15 protein-coding genes are annotated in these 18,605 nt (G+C 63.5%); 9 read left to right on the top strand and 6 right to left on the bottom strand.

Annotated elements, in window-relative coordinates; translation table 11 throughout:
* Positions 1–8: 8 nt before the first annotated feature.
* Both NCS00_RS16465 and cobA read right to left on the bottom strand, forming a co-directional pair.
* On the bottom strand, positions 9–581 hold the full coding sequence (locus NCS00_RS16465) for an ANTAR domain-containing response regulator (RefSeq protein ID WP_250440529.1): 573 nt from the start codon (positions 579–581) through the stop codon (positions 9–11).
* Between the two features lie 72 nt (positions 582–653).
* Positions 654–1,421 carry a uroporphyrinogen-III C-methyltransferase gene (cobA, locus tag NCS00_RS16470; protein ID WP_250440530.1) on the bottom strand — a complete coding sequence of 256 codons (768 nt, stop codon included), beginning with the start codon at positions 1,419–1,421 and terminating at the stop codon, positions 654–656.
* A 619-nt stretch (positions 1,422–2,040) separates the two neighbouring features.
* Here cobA and NCS00_RS16475 point away from each other — a divergent pair.
* From NCS00_RS16475 to NCS00_RS16515, 9 genes are all read left to right on the top strand, one after another.
* Positions 2,041–3,366, top strand: a complete 1,326-nt coding sequence (locus NCS00_RS16475; RefSeq protein ID WP_250440531.1) for an MFS transporter — start codon at positions 2,041–2,043, stop codon at positions 3,364–3,366.
* Between the two features lie 12 nt (positions 3,367–3,378).
* A complete protein-coding gene (gene nirB / locus NCS00_RS16480; protein WP_250440532.1) occupies positions 3,379–5,901 on the top strand; it encodes a nitrite reductase large subunit NirB in 2,523 nt (840 codons plus the stop codon).
* A gap of 18 nt (positions 5,902–5,919) precedes the next feature.
* The gene (gene nirD, locus NCS00_RS16485) at positions 5,920–6,264 is read left to right on the top strand and encodes a nitrite reductase small subunit NirD (protein ID WP_008353596.1); all 345 of its coding nucleotides are present in this window, start codon (positions 5,920–5,922) and stop codon (positions 6,262–6,264) included.
* On the top strand, positions 6,261–7,520 hold the full coding sequence (locus NCS00_RS16490) for an NAD(P)/FAD-dependent oxidoreductase (protein WP_008353594.1): 1,260 nt from the start codon (positions 6,261–6,263) through the stop codon (positions 7,518–7,520). Before nirD ends, NCS00_RS16490 begins: the two co-directional genes overlap by 4 nt.
* A gap of 28 nt (positions 7,521–7,548) precedes the next feature.
* The gene (locus NCS00_RS16495; RefSeq protein ID WP_250440533.1) at positions 7,549–10,278 is read left to right on the top strand and encodes a nitrate reductase; all 2,730 of its coding nucleotides are present in this window, start codon (positions 7,549–7,551) and stop codon (positions 10,276–10,278) included.
* 603 nt (positions 10,279–10,881) lie between these two features.
* Positions 10,882–11,232, top strand: coding sequence for a hypothetical protein (locus NCS00_RS16500; RefSeq protein ID WP_008353592.1), 351 nt, complete (start codon positions 10,882–10,884; stop codon positions 11,230–11,232).
* A 123-nt stretch (positions 11,233–11,355) separates the two neighbouring features.
* Complete coding sequence (locus NCS00_RS16505) at positions 11,356–11,703, top strand: hypothetical protein (RefSeq protein WP_175979218.1); 348 nt, start codon at positions 11,356–11,358, stop codon at positions 11,701–11,703.
* Between the two features lie 144 nt (positions 11,704–11,847).
* Positions 11,848–12,819 carry a hypothetical protein gene (locus NCS00_RS16510; protein ID WP_008353590.1) on the top strand — a complete coding sequence of 324 codons (972 nt, stop codon included), beginning with the start codon at positions 11,848–11,850 and terminating at the stop codon, positions 12,817–12,819.
* A 144-nt stretch (positions 12,820–12,963) separates the two neighbouring features.
* Positions 12,964–13,590, top strand: a complete 627-nt coding sequence (locus NCS00_RS16515) for a hypothetical protein (RefSeq protein WP_250440534.1) — start codon at positions 12,964–12,966, stop codon at positions 13,588–13,590.
* 10 nt (positions 13,591–13,600) lie between these two features.
* Here the strand turns inward: NCS00_RS16515 and NCS00_RS16520 are convergent, their stop codons facing one another.
* The 4 genes from NCS00_RS16520 to NCS00_RS16535 form a co-directional block, all read right to left on the bottom strand.
* The gene (locus tag NCS00_RS16520; RefSeq protein WP_008353588.1) at positions 13,601–15,097 is read right to left on the bottom strand and encodes a heavy metal sensor histidine kinase; all 1,497 of its coding nucleotides are present in this window, start codon (positions 15,095–15,097) and stop codon (positions 13,601–13,603) included.
* The gene (locus tag NCS00_RS16525) at positions 15,094–15,807 is read right to left on the bottom strand and encodes a heavy metal response regulator transcription factor (RefSeq protein ID WP_250440535.1); all 714 of its coding nucleotides are present in this window, start codon (positions 15,805–15,807) and stop codon (positions 15,094–15,096) included. Before NCS00_RS16525 ends, NCS00_RS16520 begins: the two co-directional genes overlap by 4 nt.
* Positions 15,808–15,899: 92 nt before the next feature.
* Positions 15,900–17,354 (bottom strand): efflux transporter outer membrane subunit, encoded by a 1,455-nt coding sequence (locus tag NCS00_RS16530; RefSeq protein WP_250440536.1) that lies wholly within the window; start codon positions 17,352–17,354, stop codon positions 15,900–15,902.
* Positions 17,351–18,592 (bottom strand): efflux RND transporter periplasmic adaptor subunit, encoded by a 1,242-nt coding sequence (locus tag NCS00_RS16535; protein WP_250440537.1) that lies wholly within the window; start codon positions 18,590–18,592, stop codon positions 17,351–17,353. Before NCS00_RS16535 ends, NCS00_RS16530 begins: the two co-directional genes overlap by 4 nt.
* Between the last annotated feature and the right edge of the window lie 13 nt (positions 18,593–18,605).

Raw genomic sequence — 18,605 nt, forward strand, 5'->3', positions numbered from 1 at the left:
CGATAAAGCTAGAGCAGATCGGCCATCGAAAGCAATTGGCGCGCGATCTCGGCGACCTTCACGCCCTGATCCATCGCGCGCTTGCGAAGCACCGCATAGGCTTCGTTTTCGGACATGCCGCGCCTGTCCATCAGAAGACGTTTCGCGCGGTCGATGACCTTGCGCTGCTCCAGTTCGTCCTCGACCTTCGCGAGCCGCTGACGCAACTGCGCTTCATGCGCGAAACGCGCGAGCGCGACTTCGATGATCGGCGCGAGACGCTCGGGCGCGAGTCCTTCGACGGAATACGCGGTGACGCCCGCGCCCACTGCCGCGCGAATGAACTGCTGATCCGCGTCGTTGCTGAACATCAGCACGGGACGCGGCGCGGCCTTGTTCATCACCGCGAGCTGTTCGAGCGTGTCGCGCGAGGGCGACTCGGTATCGATGATGACGACATCGGGCTTCTGGCTCTCGACGGCCTTGTGCAGCGCCGAAGGCGCGGCCGCTTCGGCGAGCATGTCATAGCCCATGCGCGCGAGTTGCTCGCGCAAATCGCCTATGGGCTTGGCGGTGTCGGTGACGAGAAGAACGCGAAGCATGCGGGAAGCGGAAGCGGTCATGCGAGGGACGCTTGAGACTTTAACGCGCCGTCCGCGCTTTGAGAACCCGCTTTACGCGGCATGAGCGAAGCCTTTGGCGCTTTGCATATGCGCCGCGAATTCCGCCGCTTCGCCGATCGCACCGCCGATCAGAATCACCGCCGGACTGCCGAGGCCGGCAGCGTTGGCATCATCGGCAAGACGATCGAGCGTCGTCACGAGCCGCTTTTCCTGCGACGATCCCGCGTGCTGCACGACGGCCGCAGGCGTGCTCGCGGGCAACGCATCGAGCAACGATGCCGTCAGACTCGCGATGCGGCTCATGCCCATATAGATCGCGAGCGTGGTGCCCGTTGCGGCGAGCGCGGCCCAATCCGGCTGACTGTGATCCTGCATGTGCGCGGTGACGAACGTCACGCCCTGACAATGATCGCGATGCGTGAGCGAGATGCCGAGTCCAGCCGCCGCCGCGAATCCCGATGACACGCCATTGACGATATCGACCGGAATATCCGCCCCGCGCAATGCGGCGATCTCTTCGCCCGCGCGTCCGAAGAGCAACGCGTCGCCGCCTTTCACGCGCACCACATGCAGTCCTTTCTTCGCGTATCGCTGCATGAGGCGCTGAATGAAGGCTTGCGGCGTGGACTTGCATCCGCCGCGCTTGCCGACGCGAATCACGCGCGCGTTCGGCGCAAGCGTGACGATGTCGGCGTTGGCGAGATCGTCGACGAGAAGGACGTCGGCGGCGGCGAGCGCCTTCGCGGCGCGCAAGGTCAGCAAGTCCAGATCGCCGGGGCCCGCGCTCAACAGAGTGACTTTGCCTTTGATGGTGCTCATCGTTGCTTCCTGAGTCTGCGTGCTTCGTATGTGAGGCATCGGCGCGGCAAACGCAGATAGCGTCCGCTCGTGTCGCTGCACGATGGGGACGCCTTTGTCCTTGCTTTCATGTATCGGGGCGCCGCGAACGCCGTTGCTCGCAGCGCTTTCGACAATGCAATAAGCGGGCCATTGGTCGAATAAGGCTTCGAGCACGTTATCCGCACTGTCGTTGTGCGCGGGCGGCACCGCGAGGGCGCATGGGCGCTTGCTCGATGTGATTGCGTGCGTTAACCGTGCAGTACAAAGTCGAGGAGCGTACGAAGCGATCGCTTGCACGTTCGCACGGCATCAGTGCTGCGTCGCACCATCCCTGTGCCCGCCTGCATCGAAACATGACGTGAAGCTCATGCGCGCAGTCCGTGCATATAACGCGCAAAGCCTTGCGCGACAAGCGTCTGAAGTCGATGCGGCCCGCATGGCATAGGCCTTGCCTTATGTCTCGCCATCGGATCAACGGCGATCCGTCCTGAATACAGCGCCCGGCAAGTGAAAAACATGCGGGCATCGGACAACGGCGTCCCCCGCATCGGCTTCCCGGCCCATGCGCGGGACGCCTTTCTTTTTTTGCGGAAAGACGATGGACAAAGCCACCCGGATCGATCTCTTCAGCATGCGCAGCGCGCCGATGCGCGCCTTCCATCTCACGTGGATGGCCTTCTTCGTATGCTTCTTCGCGTGGTTCGCCTGCGCGCCGCTGATGCCGCTCATCAAGCGCGAATACGGACTCACGGCGGATCAAGTTGCGAACATCAATATCGCGGCCGTCGCCGTGACGATTCTGGTGCGCCTCGTCGTCGGACCGATGTGCGATCGCTTCGGCCCGCGCCGCGTGTATGGCGCGCTGCTGCTCGCGGGTTCGGTGCCTGTCATCGGCGCGGCGCTCTCTACGGGCTACGACAGCTTCCTGTGGTGCCGTCTCGCGATCGGCGCGATCGGCGCGAGCTTCGTCATCACGCAGTACCACACGTCGGTGATGTTCGCGCCGAACGTCGTCGGCACCGCGAACGCAACGACTGCCGGCTGGGGCAACGCGGGCGCGGGCGCGGCGCAGGCGATCATTCCGCTTCTCGTCGCGGCAGCGATCGCGCTCGGCGTGGGCGAAGCATCGGCATGGCGGGTCGCTTTGATCGTGCCGGGCATCGCGATGCCGGTGATGGCCTTCTTCTACTGGCGCTATACGCAGGATTGCCCGCAAGGCGACTTCGTCGCGCTGCGCCGTGCCGGCGTCGCGATCGACGGCGGCAAGAAGGGCGGCTGGCAGAGCTTCCTGACCGCGTGCTCGAACTATCGCGTGTGGATGCTCTTCGTCACGTACGGCGCGTGCTTCGGCGTCGAAGTGTTCATCCACAACATGGCGGCGATCTATTACGTCGATCACTTCGGCCTCTCGCTCGCGCAAGCCGGCATGGCGGCGGGCAGCTTCGGTCTGCTCGCGCTCTTCGCCCGCGCGCTCGGCGGCTGGCTCTCCGATAAAGCCGCCGCGAAGAAAGGCCTCGATATCCGCGCGACCTTCTTGTTCGCGCTGATCGCGGGCGAAGGCATCGGCCTCTATGCGTTCGCGCATGCGCCGAGCGTCGTGCTCGCCATCGTCGCGATGCTTGCGTTCGGCCTCTTCACGCACATGGCATGCGGCGCGACTTACGCGCTCGTGCCGTTCATCGATCGCAAGGCGCTCGGCGGCGTGGCTGGCGTGATCGGCGCCGGCGGCAACGTCGGCGCGGTCGCAGCGGGCTTCCTGATGAAAGGCCTCGGCAACGCGCAAGCCACGCTCTCGATGCTCGGCGTGATCGTCGCGACGACGGCGCTCTGCGCGCTCGCCGTGCGCTTCTCCCCCGAACACAAGGCACGCGAAGCGGCACTGCGCGAAAGCGCGCTCGCAGCCAATAACGTCATTGCAAACTGAGAAGGCCCCGTCATGAAAATCGTCGTCATCGGCCACGGCATGGTCGGCCACAAGTTCCTCGAATGTCTCGCCGAGAGCGGCAACGAAGCGCTCGACGTGACGGTCCTGTGCGAAGAACCGCGCGCCGCGTACGACCGCGTGCATCTGACCGAATTCTTCACGGGCAAGAGCGCGGATGATCTCTCGCTCGTCGAAGAGGGCTTCTTCGAACGTTCGGGTTATGCGCTGAAACTGAATGCGCGCGCGGTGTCGATCGATCGCGCGGCGCGCACGGTGACGGCTTCGACGGGCGAAGTGCTCGCGTACGACAAGCTCGTGCTCGCGACCGGCTCCTATCCGTTCGTGCCGCCCATCGAAGGCCGTGATCGCGACGGCTGCTTCGTGTATCGCACGATCGAAGATCTCGAAGCGATGCAGGCATGCGGCGCGCGCTCGAAGACGGGCACGGTCGTCGGCGGCGGTCTGCTCGGTCTCGAAGCAGCGAAGGCGCTGCGCGACATGGGACTCGAAACGCATGTGATCGAATTCGCGCCGCGCCTGATGGCCGTGCAGGTCGATGACGGCGGCGGACGCGTGCTGCGCGCGAAGATCGAGGAACTCGGCGTCACGGTTCATACGGGTAAGAACACGCTTGCGATCGTCGATGGCGAAGGCGCGGCCAACCGCATGAATTTCGCCGATGAGACGCATCTCGACACCGACATGATCGTGTTCTCGGCAGGCATTCGTCCGCGCGACGACATCGCGCGTGCAGCGGGTCTCGACATCGGCGCGCGCGGCGGCATCGTGATCGACGACGCCTGCCGCACGAGCGACGAAGCGATCTATGCCATCGGCGAATGTGCGTTGTGGAAGGGCCAGTTGTTCGGCCTCGTCGCGCCGGGTTACGACATGGCGCGCATCGTCGCGAAGCAGATCATCGGCGAGGAGGCGGCGTTCGCGGGCGCGGACATGAGCACCAAACTCAAGCTGATGGGCGTCGATGTGGCGAGCATCGGCGATGCACACGGCAAGACGCCCGGCAGCCGGACGTATCAGTACAGCGACGAGCGCAAGCAGGTCTACAAGAAGATCGTCGTGTCCGACTGCGGCAAGTTTCTTCTCGGCGGCGTGATGGTCGGCGATGCAGCGGAATACGGCACGCTGCTGCAGATGATGTTGAACAAGATCGAGTTGCCCGAAGCGCCCGAATTCCTGATCCTGCCGTCGAGCGATGGAAAAGCGAAGCCCGCGCTCGGCGTCGAAGCCTTGCCCGATGCGGCGCAGATCTGTTCGTGCAACAACGTAAGCAAGGCTGAAATCTGCGCGGCTGTCTGCGCGGGCGCAACGAGCATTGGCGCGATCAAGTCGTCGTGCAAGGCGGGCGCATCGTGCGGCGGCTGCGTGCCGCTCGTCACGCAAGTGATGAAGTCGGAGATGAAGCGGCAGGGTCTCGCGGTGAACAATCATCTGTGCGAGCACTTCCCGTATTCGCGTCAGGAGCTTTATCACATCGCGCGCGTGGAAGGACATCGCACGTTCGGCACGCTGCTCGCGAAGCACGGCAAGGGACGCGGCTGCGATATCTGCAAGCCTGCCGTCGCGAGCATTCTTGCTTCGTGCTGGAACGAGTTCGTGCTGAAGAAAGAGCTCGCGAGCCTGCAGGATTCGAACGATTACTACCTCGCGAACATCCAGCGCGATGGCACGTACAGCGTCGTGCCGCGCATGCCGGGCGGCGAAGTGACGCCCGATGGCTTGATCGCGGTCGGCCAGGTCGCGAAGAAGTACGGCCTCTATACGAAGATTACGGGCGGCCAGCGTGTCGACATGTTCGGCGCGCGCGTAGAGCAATTGCCGTTCATCTGGGAAGAGCTCATCGCGGCGGGCTTCGAATCGGGTCATGCGTATGGCAAGGCCCTGCGCACCGTGAAGTCGTGCGTCGGCTCGACGTGGTGCCGTTATGGCGTCGGCGATTCGGTCGGACTCGCGATCGAACTGGAGAATCGCTACAAGGGTCTGCGCACGCCGCACAAGATCAAGTTCGGCGTGTCGGGCTGCACGCGCGAGTGCGCCGAAGCGCAAGGCAAGGACGTCGGCGTGATCGCGACGGAGAAGGGCTGGAATCTCTACGTATGCGGCAACGGCGGCATGAAGCCGCGTCACGCCGAGCTTATTGCGTCCGATCTCGATCACGACACGCTCGTGCGGTACATCGACCGCTTCCTGATGTTCTACGTGCGTACGGCGGATCGCCTGCAACGCACGAGCGTATGGCGCGACAACCTCGAAGGCGGACTCGAGTATCTGATCGACGTCGTCATCAACGACAAGCTCGACATCGCCGCCGAGCTCGAAGCGGAGATGCAACTCGTCGTCGATACCTACGAGGACGAATGGAAGAAGGCCGTCACCGATCCGCATACGCGCAAGCGCTTCCGTCACTTCGTCAACAGCGAACAGGGCGATGCGAACGTGACCTTCGTGGAAGAGCGCGGCCAGATTCGCCCCGCCACGCTCGAAGAGCGCAAGTCGAAGCTTGCCGAAACCGTTTAACGCGTGAGGAAAAACATCATGAACGACCGTATCGAACAGGACTGGACCGCCGTTTGTGAACTCGACGACATCGTGCCGGATACGGGCGTGTGCGCGCTCGTGAAGGGCACGCAAGTCGCGGTGTTTCATGTCGCGGGCGAAGAGGCAGCCGTGTACGCGATCGACAACTACGACCCCCATTCGCAAGCCGCGGTGCTCTCGCGCGGCATCGTGGGAAGTCTGGGCGAGCGTATCGTCGTTGCATCGCCGATCTACAAGCAGCACTTCGATCTGCGCACGGGCGAATGCCTGGAAGCGCCGGAGCTTTCGGTGAGCGCGTATCGCGTGAAGGTCGCGGGCGGCAAGGTGTGGGTCGCGGCATGAAGACCGAATATGCGGTTGCGGGCATGGCGGCGTTGAAGCACGCCGCATCGCGCCAGCGGCTCGTGGTGATCGGCAACGGCATGGCCGGTATGCGTACGGTCGAAGAACTGCTGAAGATCGCGCCCGAGCTGTACGACATCACCGTATTCGGCGCCGAGCCGTACGGCAACTACAACCGCATTCTGTTGTCGCCGGTGCTCGCGGGCGAGAAGAGCGTCGACGACATCATTCTCAACACGCGCGAATGGTACGACGCGAACGGCATCACGCTGCATGCGGGCGATGCCGTGATCGAAATCGATCGTGCGCGGCGCGTCGTGCGTTCGGAGAAGGGCGTGGAAGCGCACTACGACCGTCTGCTGATCGCGACCGGCTCGAAGCCATTCATCATTCCGGTGCCGGGTTGCGAGCTTTCCGGTGTGATCGCATTTCGCGACATTCAGGATGTCGAAACGATGCTCGAAGCGGCACGCGATCATCGGCACGCGGTGATCATCGGCGGCGGTCTGCTCGGGCTCGAAGCGGCCAACGGCTTGCAGCGGCAGGGCATGTCGGTAACGGTCGTGCATGCGAGCGGCAGCCTGATGGATCGTCAGCTCGACGCTACCGCGTCCGCGTTGCTCAAGCGTTCGCTCGAAGCGAAAGGCCTCAACTTCGCGATGGCCGCGCAGACCACGGAGATCGTCGGCGACGACCGCGTGCGCGCCGTGCGTTTCGCGGACGGCACGCAGATCGACGCTGATCTCGTCGTGATGACGGCGGGCGTGCGGCCCAACATCGCGCTCGCGAAAGAGGCGGGGCTGCACTGCGAGCGCGCCATCGTCGTCGACGACACGCTGCAGACTTTCGATCCGCGCGTGTATGCGGTGGGCGAATGCGTGCAGCATCGCTCGGCGACCTTCGGTCTCGTCGCGCCGATCTGGGATCAGGCGCGCGTGGCGGGCGCGCATCTCGCGGGCGCGGGGCATCGCCGTTACGTGCAGCGCGCGACGGCGACGAAGCTCAAGGTGACGGGCGTCGATCTGTATTCGGCGGGCGATTTCATCGGCGGCGAGGACAGCGAGGATCTCGTGCTGCGCGATCCGCGCCGCGGCGTGTACAAGCGTGTCGTGCTGCAGGCGGGACGCGTGATCGGCGCGGTGCTGTACGGCGACGTGAAGGACGGCGGCTGGTATTTCGATCTGATTCAGAGCCGCGCGGACGTATCGCATCTGCGCGGCAAGCTTCTTTTCGGCAAGACGCTTTGTGAAGCCTGAATACGGCCAAGGATAGAGAAACGTGAGCATGTCCATCATCCCCATTCAAACGGCTTCTGTTAAAACGACTTGCCCGTATTGCGGCGTCGGCTGCGGTGTGAACGCATCGCCGAAGAGCGCGACCGAAGTGTCGATCGCCGGCGATGAAACGCATCCATCGAACTTCGGCCGTCTGTGCGTGAAGGGCTCGGCGCTCGGCGAAACGATTGGACTCGAAGGGCGTCTGCTCAATCCGAAACTGCGCGACCGCCGCAGCGGCGCGCTTACCGATGCATCGTGGGACGATGCCATCGGCACGGTTGCGAGCGGCTTTTCGCGCATCATCGCGGAGCATGGTCCCGACGCGGTCGCGTTCTATGTATCGGGTCAGTTGCTCACCGAGGACTACTACGTCGCCAACAAGCTGATGAAGGGCTACATCGGCAGCGCAAACATCGATACGAACTCGCGGCTGTGCATGTCGTCGTCGGTGGCGGGACACAAGCGCGCGTTCGGCGAAGACCTCGTGCCGATGAGTTATGAGGACCTCGAACTCGCGGACCTCGTCGTGCTCGTGGGATCGAACACGGCATGGTGTCATCCGATTCTCTTCCAGCGCATCGTGAAGATGAAGGAGAAGCGGCCGGAGATGAAGATCGTCGTCATCGATCCGCGCTATACCGCGACTTGCGAAATGGCCGATCTGCATCTGCCGCTCAAGCCTGGCAGCGATGTGGCGCTGTTCAACGGCCTGCTCGCGTTCCTCGCGGAGCACGGCGCAATCGATGCGGCTTTCGTCGATGCACATACCAACGGTTCCGGCGACGCGCTCGCAGCGGCGGGTTCTTCGGATCTCGCGCAAACCGCGAAAGACTGCAAGCTGGATCACCACGATCTGATGGAGTTTTATCGTCTTTTCGCACGCACGGAGCGCGTGGTGACGGTCTATTCGCAAGGCGTGAATCAGTCGAGCGCCGGCACGGACAAGGTCAACTGCATCATCAATTGCCATCTGCTGACGGGGCGAATCGGCAAGCCTGGCATGGGACCGTTCTCGTTCACCGGCCAGCCCAACGCGATGGGCGGACGCGAAGTCGGCGGCCTCGCGAATACGCTTGCCGCGCATCTCGAGTTCGGCGATCCGCTGCATGGCGAGATGGTGCGGACGTTCTGGAATTCGCCTGCGATTGCAGAGCGCGCCGGATTGAAGGCCGTCGAGTTGTTCGATGCAATCGAAGCGGGCCGCGTGAAAGCCGTATGGGTGATGGGCACCAATCCTGTCGTCAGCCTGCCCGATGGCGATCGCGTGAAGCGCGCGCTCGAGAAATGCGAGCTCGTGGTTGCATCGGACATCATCGAAAAGACGGATACGAACGCGTTCGCCGATGTGCTGCTGCCCGCGCTCGGCTGGGGCGAGAAGGATGGCACCGTGACGAACTCGGAGCGGCGCATCTCGCGTCAACGCGCGTTCATTCCGACGCCGGGCAAGGCGCGCGCGGACTGGCGCATCATCTGCGATGTCGCGCGGCGCATGGGCTTCGAAGGCTTCGATTTTGCGGGTCCGCATGAGATTTTCGACGAGCACGCACGGTTGAGCGCGTATCGCAACGATGCGTCGGCGGGCGTGCATCGCGCGTTTCATATCGGTGGGCTGGCCGGGCTCGATCGCGCGCAATACGATGCGCTGCAGCCGACACAATGGCCGTTGCGCGAATCGGCAGAGGGAGGAACGGAGCGGCTCTTCGAAGATCACCGCTTCAGTCATGCAGATGGCCGTGCGCGCTTCGTAGCAACCGTTGCACGCGCGCCCGTGAATGCGCCCGATGACGACTATCCGCTCGTGCTCAACACCGGACGCGTGCGCGACCAATGGCACACAATGACGCGAACGGGCCGCTCCTCGAAACTCGCGGGCCATATCAGCGAATCGTTCATCGACATGCATCCGCAAGACGCGCTCGCATGCGGCGTGCGCGAAGGCGAACTCGCGCGCGTGTCGAGTCGCTGGGGCTCGATGATCGCGCGCGTGCAGCATGGCGGTGGCATGCCGCGCGGCAGCGTGTTCGTGCCGATCCACTGGAACGATCAGACCGCCTCCGACGCGCGCGTCGGTGCGGTGGTGAATCCCGTCGTCGATCCGGTTTCGGGCGAACCGGAGTTCAAGCACACGCCTGTCGCAATCGAGAAGTTTCACGTTACATGGCACGGCTTTTCGCTCTCTCGCGCCGCGCCGGACCTCGACATGGTCACGCACTGGACGCGCGTGCATGGCACGGGCTTCGTCCGCTACGAAATGGCGGGCCGTAATCGTTTCGATGCATCCCATGGCGATCATCACGATTGGGCGCGTGCGCTCTTTCATATCGACGATGAGCACGCTGACTGGATCGAATACGAGGACAAGAGCGCGGGCGTGTATCGCGCGGCGCATGTGGTCAATGAGCGTATCGAGAGTTGCGTGTTCATCTCCGAGCGGCCCGATCTGCCCGCGCGTGCGTGGCTCGCGACGCTGTTCGAAAAGGGACGCCTCGACGACGAGGACCGCGCGAGCCTCCTGCTCGGTCAGCCGATAGGCAAGGGCGAGGACACCGGGCCGACCGTGTGCTCGTGCTTCGGCGTCGGACGCAATACGATCTGCAACGCGATCCGCGACAAGGGATTGAAGACAGCCGCCGAAATCACCTCGTGCGTGAAGGCGGGCGGCAACTGCGGATCGTGCGTGCCGGAGTTGAAGAAGCTCATCGTTGAGACGGAAATGGCGCGTCTCTCCACGGTCTGATTCGTCCGTGGTCTAACGAACGAACGCGGGCACATGTCGCCCGCGTTTCGCGTTTTCAAGCCTTCCGATTCCTGCGGAGATCTCCGGACAAACCCTCGACAACAGGGCGTTTCCGGGCTATTGGTATGCTCGAATGAGCGCTCGCCAACCAAACTCCTTACGATTTATTACGACGTGAAATGGTGTGTTGGATTGCCAACGCATTCGCCGGTTCATCTTCCGTACAGTCACCTCAAAACACAGGCACTAAACAAACGGATGCCTGAAAACAACACGAAAAGGTAATACGGGGATTGCGATGAAGAACGCAAAACTATTCGAACAAGCGGAAGGCCAGCGCGCCACGATCCGCTCATCCCAGGCCAGCATCGACCTGTTGCACGAACGACGACTTCTGATCGACGTGCGAGCCTCATTCCCAGTCTGATTCGTCAAGCCGCCCCAAAGGGGCGTCCTTTCTCAAACGCTCGCTGATCCATCGAAGCCAGATTCGATCAGACGTCGGAGATAGGAATACTAACGAAACGATATTTGCTGTATCCGCTACATACCGGCGTCGATGTAGCTGGAATTGACTGTGCGCCTACACTTGGAGACCTCACCATGCAACGCAAACTGATCGCAGCAGCCGCCGTCCTCTCGCTCGTTTCCGCCGCTGCCTTCGCAACGGGCACGAACTCCAGCTCGAGCTCGACCTCGGGCGGCACGACCAGCGCAGCCGTGTTCGGCTTCGGCTCGTTCACCGCAACCAACGCGGGCGCCGCCAACGGCCACGCTTCGTCGATCGCCGGCCAGGGCTACGGCGTGACGGGCAACACGACGAACGCGACGACGAGCCACATCAACACGTCGTCGGTGGGCGGCAAGGGTTTTGGCGGCTCGACGGCGACGGGCGTCTCGGGCGCCGACGCTGCCGCGAATGCCTGGAGCAAGCTGGGCGGCGGCTGGCGCTAAGCACACGGCGACGGACGGCGAACTTCGCCGCAACGGGGTTCGCTTTCCCGCAACCGATGTGATCCCGGTTCGAACAACAAAAAACGAAATCCAATCTTACCGATTCGATAAGGAATGCAAATCATGAAACGCACTCTGATCGCTGCTGCACTGCTCTCGTTCGTCTCCGTCGCCGCGATGGCCACGACCACGAACTCCAGCTCGTCCTCGACCTCGGGCGGCACGACGTCCGCTTCGGTCTCGGGCTTCGGCCGCTTCACGGCGACGAACTCGGGCACGGCCAACGGCAATGCGCAATCGATCGCCGGCAACAAGTTCGGCGTGACGGGCAACGCCACCAACGCAACGACGAGCCACACGAATACGTCGACGGTGAGCGGCTTCGGCCACGGCAACGCACAAGCGGGCGGCACCTCGGGCGCGGACGCAGCGGCCAATGCATGGAGCAAGCTGGGCGGCGGCTGGCGCTAAGCTGGTCGGCGACTCAAGGCAGGGGCGGCGTCATGACGAGCGTGCGCTTGCGGGATACCGCCTTTGCCGAACTCATAAAAAAACTCTAAGTCGTCCGGGACCGTCATGCGCTGTGGCGTTCCCCTTTTCTTCCGGAGAACCAAAATGAACAAGACCACTCTGCAATTGGCATGCGCGGTGCTGTTTTGCGCCGCGCAACTCGCCCACGCCGACACCACCGCCAATTCCTCGTCGGGCTCGGTTTCGGGTTCGACGTCGACGGGCATCGGCCAGGGCGGCGGATCGAGCCTCAACAACATCGGCACGTCGGCGAATTCGACGGCCAACACCAGTTCCAATTCGTCGTCGGTCGGCGGCCTCGGCGTCGCGACGGCGAGCGGCGGCCGTTCGACCGCGCAGGGCGGCTCATCGAATGTGAACATCTCGCTGACGATGCCGCAACTGACGACATCCGGCACGGATGCAAGCGGCGCCGATGCGACCGGCAAGGCGGCCACGAGCGGCCCCGGCACGAGCGCCTTCGACACGCGCACGACGGTCGACTACAACCAGAGCTCGTACTCGGTCCGCACGACGCCGTCGATCGCCGCACCCTCGCTCACCACGACGCTCTCCGACACCTGCATGGGCTCGGCCAGCTTCGGCCTGTCGATCACCGGCTTCGGCGCGACCGGCGGCACGACGCTCGTCGATCAGGCTTGCGTACGCCGCCTCGATGCACGCGAATTCCGCGCAATGGGCCTGACCGATGTTGCGCTCGCGCTCCTCTGCCAGAGCGAAGCGAACCGCCGCGCCGTCGAGGCGACGGGTCATCTGTGCCCGGGCACGACCACGCCGCTCGCGAAATCGGGCGAGGACGCGGTGCTGTCGGATGACGAGAAGTATCGCGATCCGCTGGTGCGCGCGCGCCTCGGCCTGCCGGTGACCGCGGCCAACAATCCGGAAGTCAGCATGAAGACGCAGAACGAGGCCAAGCAGGCTCAGCCGGCGCCCGCGAAGCAGGTCGCGCAGCCGACGCCGGTCGCCGCTCGCGTGTACGATCAGGCTGATACGAATGGCGTCGAAGTGGCGAGCACGCCCATCGGCGAAAAGATCGAAGTCTCGCTGGTGAAGTGAGGAAGCAACAGGTCCAATGGCAGGGTGACGCCATGGAGCGAGAGAGACGCGCCTGAGCAATCGGGCCGTCTCTACCTTTGAAGGGTTGGCTTTTGAAAGACTGGTCCCGGAGAGTCAACCCTCGTTTTCCCGCTGAGGCATGCGATGAAGAGTCACAAGAAAATGGCGGCCATCGCGCTCGCGGCGAGTGCGACGGTCTCGATGATGCCGATGAGCGCGCGCGCCGATGCAAGCGCCGGCGTGATCTGGGCCGCGAACCCGGTCGGCGTGCAGTCGATGCCCGATGCGCAGGCGCTCGCGCTCTTGCCTTCGAGCGGCTACGTGCCCTTGCAGACGTCGGGCGGCAAGTGCCTGCTCGTCGCGCGGCGCGGAACGCAGATCGTCGCAGTGGAGTTGTCGCCGCTCGCGATCGGCGCGAAGGTGATCGGCTGGAAGCCGCAGCAGATCGACATGAGCACGGTCACGTCGAAGTGGGGCTACGTGCCGCCGAAATCGTCGATCGATACGAAGAGCTTCCGCAATCCCGTCACGAGCACGATCTCGGAAGCGAACAAGACGGATACGTCGAAAGGCGGATCGTATGCGCGCGCGAGCAGTTGGGGCAATGGCAACGTCGAAGCGCATAGCAGCGCGATCGCGTCGGCAACGGGCGAGACCGAAGCCGCCGAATCGGTGACGGTGAACGGCAAGACGTATCGCAAGTACAGCCACTTCAGGCCGGCGACAGCCGAAGCGCCGATGGCCGCATCGGATGAATACTTCTGTCAGTGATGCACGCGCTTCATGTCGTGGCGGACTTCCGTTCCACGACCGGCGGCACGGGCAAGGCGACGTCTTCGACGGGTCGCGATTCAGTGCCGAAACGCGCGACCGAGAACGAGAACGTGTTGACGCCGTTCTCGCTCGTCGCCGACACGGTGCCGCGATGCATCTCGGCCACCGCCTTCACGATGGCAAGCCCGAGGCCGTGATTCTCGCGGCTATTCGTGCGCGAACTTTCCGCGCGATAGAAGCGGTCGAAGAGATGCGCCATCACATGCGGCTGGATCGATTCGCCGGGATTGGCCACGGCGATGCGAATGCGCCCATGTTCCCGCGTGATGGCCACGGAAATCGTCGCGCCGGGCGCGCAATGCTGAATTGCGTTCATCACGAGATTGGACAGCGCACGGCCGAATAGCGACGTATTGACGAACGCGCGCGCATCGCCGTTCGCGACGGCGCGCACTCGCGCTTCTTCCAGCGGAATCTCGAGAAACTCCAGTGTGCGATTGACCTCCGCCGCGAGCGACACTTCGACGAGTCCCGTCGCGCGTTCGCCTTGATCGGCGCGCGCGAGAAACAGCATGTCGTTGATGATCGCGCGCACGCGTTCGAACTCCTCGAGATTCGATTGCAGCGTGTGACGCAGCTCGTCGATCGAACGATCGCGCGTCAAGGCGACTTCCGTCTGACCGATGAGAATCGTGACCGGCGTGCGCAATTCGTGCGCGACATCGGCGTTGAAGGATTCGAGCCGGCCATATGCGTGATCGAGCCGTTCGAGCGCGCCATTGAAGGACTTCGCGAGATCTTCGAGTTCCATCGGCAGCGCGCGCGTGTTCAGGCGTTGCGATCGATTGGTCGGGCTCAGCTTCGATGCATCGCGCGTGAGGCGCGTGAGCGGTGCGAGGCCGAGCCGCGCGACCGAATAACTCAGCAGCAGGACCGCGACCGTGGCGAGCGCCATCAGCGCGGCGAGCGCGAGACCGAACGCGCGCATCGTATGAACGTTCGGCGAGCAATCGATCGCGACGAAGAGCTGCAGCGGCGGACGATCCCCGTTGGGCGGAATCGTGAGCGTGGTCATCAGCATGTCGTAGGCGCGATCTTCCGGACGGAAGTGAACGTAACCGCCCATCACGCGCTTGACGACGCGGCCCGCGGGCGGCGAGCCGTATTCATAGCGCGGATCGTTGCTGGACACGGCAAAGAGCGTGGAGCCGTCGCGCGGGGTGATGTCGGCGAGCTTCTCCTTCGCGATCTTCCATTTCTCCGGCGTCGATACATGCGTGACGATGAGCCGCGCAATCTCCGCGCGATTGTCGAGCGAGTCGCGCAAATGCTGCTCCAGTTGCACGCGCAGCACGAGAAAGAGTCCCGAGCCGACGAGCGCAAACACGAACAGCGCGACGAGCGCGAACATGACGGCGAGCCGCCGCGAAATGGAGCGTTGCGTGCGCGGCTCGCGCGCGTCGCGTGCCTCGCGTGGCGTCGACGATATCCACTGCGTGTTCATGATGGTCTCGCGTCTTCCCTTGCTTCGCGCATGTCGCGAACTTCGCGCACTTCGAGCACATAGCCCATGCCACGCACGGTATGAAGCAGTTTGGTGCGGAACGGTCCGTCCAGTTTCGCGCGCAGCCGCTTGATCGCCGTTTCGACGACGTTCGTGTGACTTTCGAAATCGACTTCCCAGACGAGCTCGGTGATCGCGGTCTTCGAGAGAATGTCGCCGTGACGGCGCGCGAGCACCGAGAGCAACTGAAATTCCTTCGCGGTGAGGTCGAGCCGCACGCCGTCGCGTGTTGCGCGGCGGCCGATCAGATCGACATACAGATCGCCGACCGATATCAATGTCGATTCCTGCGCGCGCGTGCGGCGGGCGAGCGCATGCAGACGCTCGACGAGTTCGAGAAACGAGAACGGCTTCGTGAGGTAATCGTCCGCGCCTTCGCGCAGGCCGCGCACACGATCGTTGATGTGATCGCGCGCGGTCAGCATGATGACCGGCGTCGACTTCTGGAGGCGCAGCGCCTTCAATACCGCGAAGCCGTCGCGTCTTGGCAGCATCACGTCGAGCACGATCACGTCGTAGTCGTATTCGATGGCGAGATGCGTGCCTTCCTCGCCGTCCATCGCGACATCGACGACCCAGCCTTGCTCGGTCAACCCCGAGCGCAGGTAATCCACCACTTTGTGTTCGTCTTCGACTATCAGGACTTTCATGCCTGGCACCTGTGCGCGTTCAGTGTGTGTTTACCGCATTGTTCAACTGCTAACTATACGAGCCTCGCGGGCATCGTGCTTACGTTTTCTTTCTACTCGCCCGAAGTAGTTGCGTTCGCAAGCTTCTGATCGTCGTTCGATGCAGTGTCCCATCCGCCGCCCAATGCCTTCACGAGCGCCACCGATACGGTGCGCTGCTGTCCGCGAATCTGCACGTCCTGTCGTTCGCTCGTGAGCAATTGCTGCTGTGCGGTGATGACGTCGAGATAGGCGACGAGCCCGCCCGAATAACGATCGTTCGCGAGCGACAGCAAGCGTTGCGCATCGACGACCGCGGCGTGCGACTGTTTCGCCGCGCCGTCCAGCACCGACAATCCGACGATGCCGTCCTGCACTTGCTGAAACGCGCCGAGCACCGTCTGCCGATAATTCGCGACGGCCGCGACATAGCCTTCGTTCGCGAAATCGACGGCTGCCGAGCGCCGTCCGCCATCGAAGATGACCTGGCTTGCCATCGTCCCGATGGTCCACAAAAGGCTCGGCGCGGAAATCAGACTTGAGAACGCCGTGCTTTCCCAGCCGACCGTGCCGTTCAACGTGAGGCTCGGAAAGAACGCCGCTTTCGCGACGCCGATCTGCGCATTGGCCGCGGCCATCGCACGCTCGGCGGATGCGACATCCGGCCGGCGTTGCAGTACATCGCTCGGCACGCCGAGTGGAATCGGCGGAAGCGGGCGTTCGTTCAATTCAGGCGCGATCGAGAATTGCGGCGCGGGCGTCCCGACGAGCGCGGCGATCGCATGTTCGAATTGCGCGCGCTGATTGAGCAGCAGTTGCGCCTGCACGCGCGTCTGATCGAGTTGCGCTTGCTGCTGCAATACATCGAGGCCTGACACCGCGCCGAGATCGTGTTGCGCCTGCACGTAATCGAGCGCTTTCTTTTGCAGCACGACAGAACGATTCAGCACGTCGATCTCCGCATCGAGCTCGCGCATCGAGAAGTAGTCGCTGGCGAGATCGGTGGTCAGCACGAGACGCGCATTCGCGAGATCGTCGCGCGACTGATCCGCCGATGCATGCGCGGCCTCCACTTCGCGACGGATGCGGCCGAACAGATCGACGTCGTAGTTGACCGTCGGCGCGAGCTTCAGATCGCTTTGAACGGTAGCGTTGCTCGGCGTCGCGTAGTTGGTGACGGGCCGGTTCTTCGAAATGCGCGAGCGCGACGCGTTTGCACCGAGATCGACTTCAGGCAGCGCCAGCGCGGATGTTTGCGCGAGCGTCGCGCGAGCCTGTGCGTAGTGCGCGCTCGCCGCGGCGAGCGTCTGATTCTGTGCGAGCGCCTGCGTTTCGAGACCGTTCAACGTCACATCGCCGAAGCCTTGCCACCAGTCGAGCGCGAGCGGCGCATGCGACGGCTCGCCCACGCGCCAGTACGAATCCGTCTTCCACGTAGGCGGCGTTGCGGCGACGGGCCGATGATAGTCGGGCCCGACCGTACACGCGGCAAGCAGCGAGACGAGCGTGATGCCAAGCGCGGTCTTCATGATGCGGCCTTGCTGCCCGACGCGGGCTGTCGTTGCGTTTGCTGCGGCGCGATCACGACGTGATCGCCATCGGCGATCGAATCGCTCGGGTTGATGATGACCTTGTCGGTCGCGTCGATTCCGCTCTCGATTTCGAGCGATTGTCCGAGATCCTGCGCGATCACGATCTTGCGCAGGCTCACATGACCGTTGCCATCGACGACCGCGAGACGTGGACCTTCGGAACGGAAGAGCAGCGCGTTGCCTGGCACGAGCAGACGCGCGTGCGCGGTCGCGGGCACGGCGACCTGCACATACGCGCCGGGCCGTAGCCGCCCATCGGGATTCGGCAGCGTCACTTCGACTTGCAACGAGCGCGTGGGCACGTCGATCGCGCCGGAGATGTGCGTGATCTTGCCGTGGAACTGTTCGCCGGGCAGCTCCGCCTGCGTGACCGTCACGTCCTGTCCGACCGATACGTTCTGCGCGTAAGCCTGCGGCAACTGCACGAACACGCGCAACGGGTCCGACTGGGCGAGCGCGAAGAGCGCGCGGCTCGTGCCGCTGCCCGCATCGATCAGATCGCCGACATCCACATTGCGCTGCGTGACGACGCCCGCAAAAGGCGCGACGATGCGCTTGAACGATTCGAGCTGACGCAGACGCTTCACGTTGGCATCGGCGGCCGCGAGATTCGCGACGTCCTGGTTGTACGTGCTCTGACGCTCGTCGAGTTCCTGTTGCGACACGGCATCGCGCTGACGCAATTGCTGCCAGCGTTCGAGCGAGCTCTTCGCGAGTCCGAGGCTCGATGCCGTCTGATCGCGTTGCGCGACCGCTTGCGCAAGCTCCTGATCGATCTCGGGCGTGTCGAGATCGGCGAGCAACTGGCCTTGCTTCACGCGCGATCCGATATCGACGTACCAGTGCAGCAGATAACCCGTCGCACGCGCATAGATCGGCGATTCGACGAAGCCGCGCAAGGTCCCCGGCAACGTCGTTTCGCCGCCGCCATCGGTCTCTTTAGGCATGACGACGTTCACGTATTGCTGCGCGTTCTGCTGCGTGCGCGCGGCGATGGAATGGCCATGCAGCACATCGGTGACGACCGTGCGCGCCGCGCCTATCGCGAGCAACGCGAGCACGATCACGAGCGCGATCTTCGCGCGTTTCCATTCGACGTTGCGCGGCGGCAGCGCGGGCCCTTCGTTCGGGTCGCGAGCGGGAATCGCAAGCGATGCGTGGTTCTTTTCAGTCATGTTCGTCGGGATG

It is taken from the genome of Caballeronia sp. AZ1_KS37 (assembly GCF_023631165.1).
GTDB classification, from domain to species: domain Bacteria; phylum Pseudomonadota; class Gammaproteobacteria; order Burkholderiales; family Burkholderiaceae; genus Caballeronia; species Caballeronia zhejiangensis.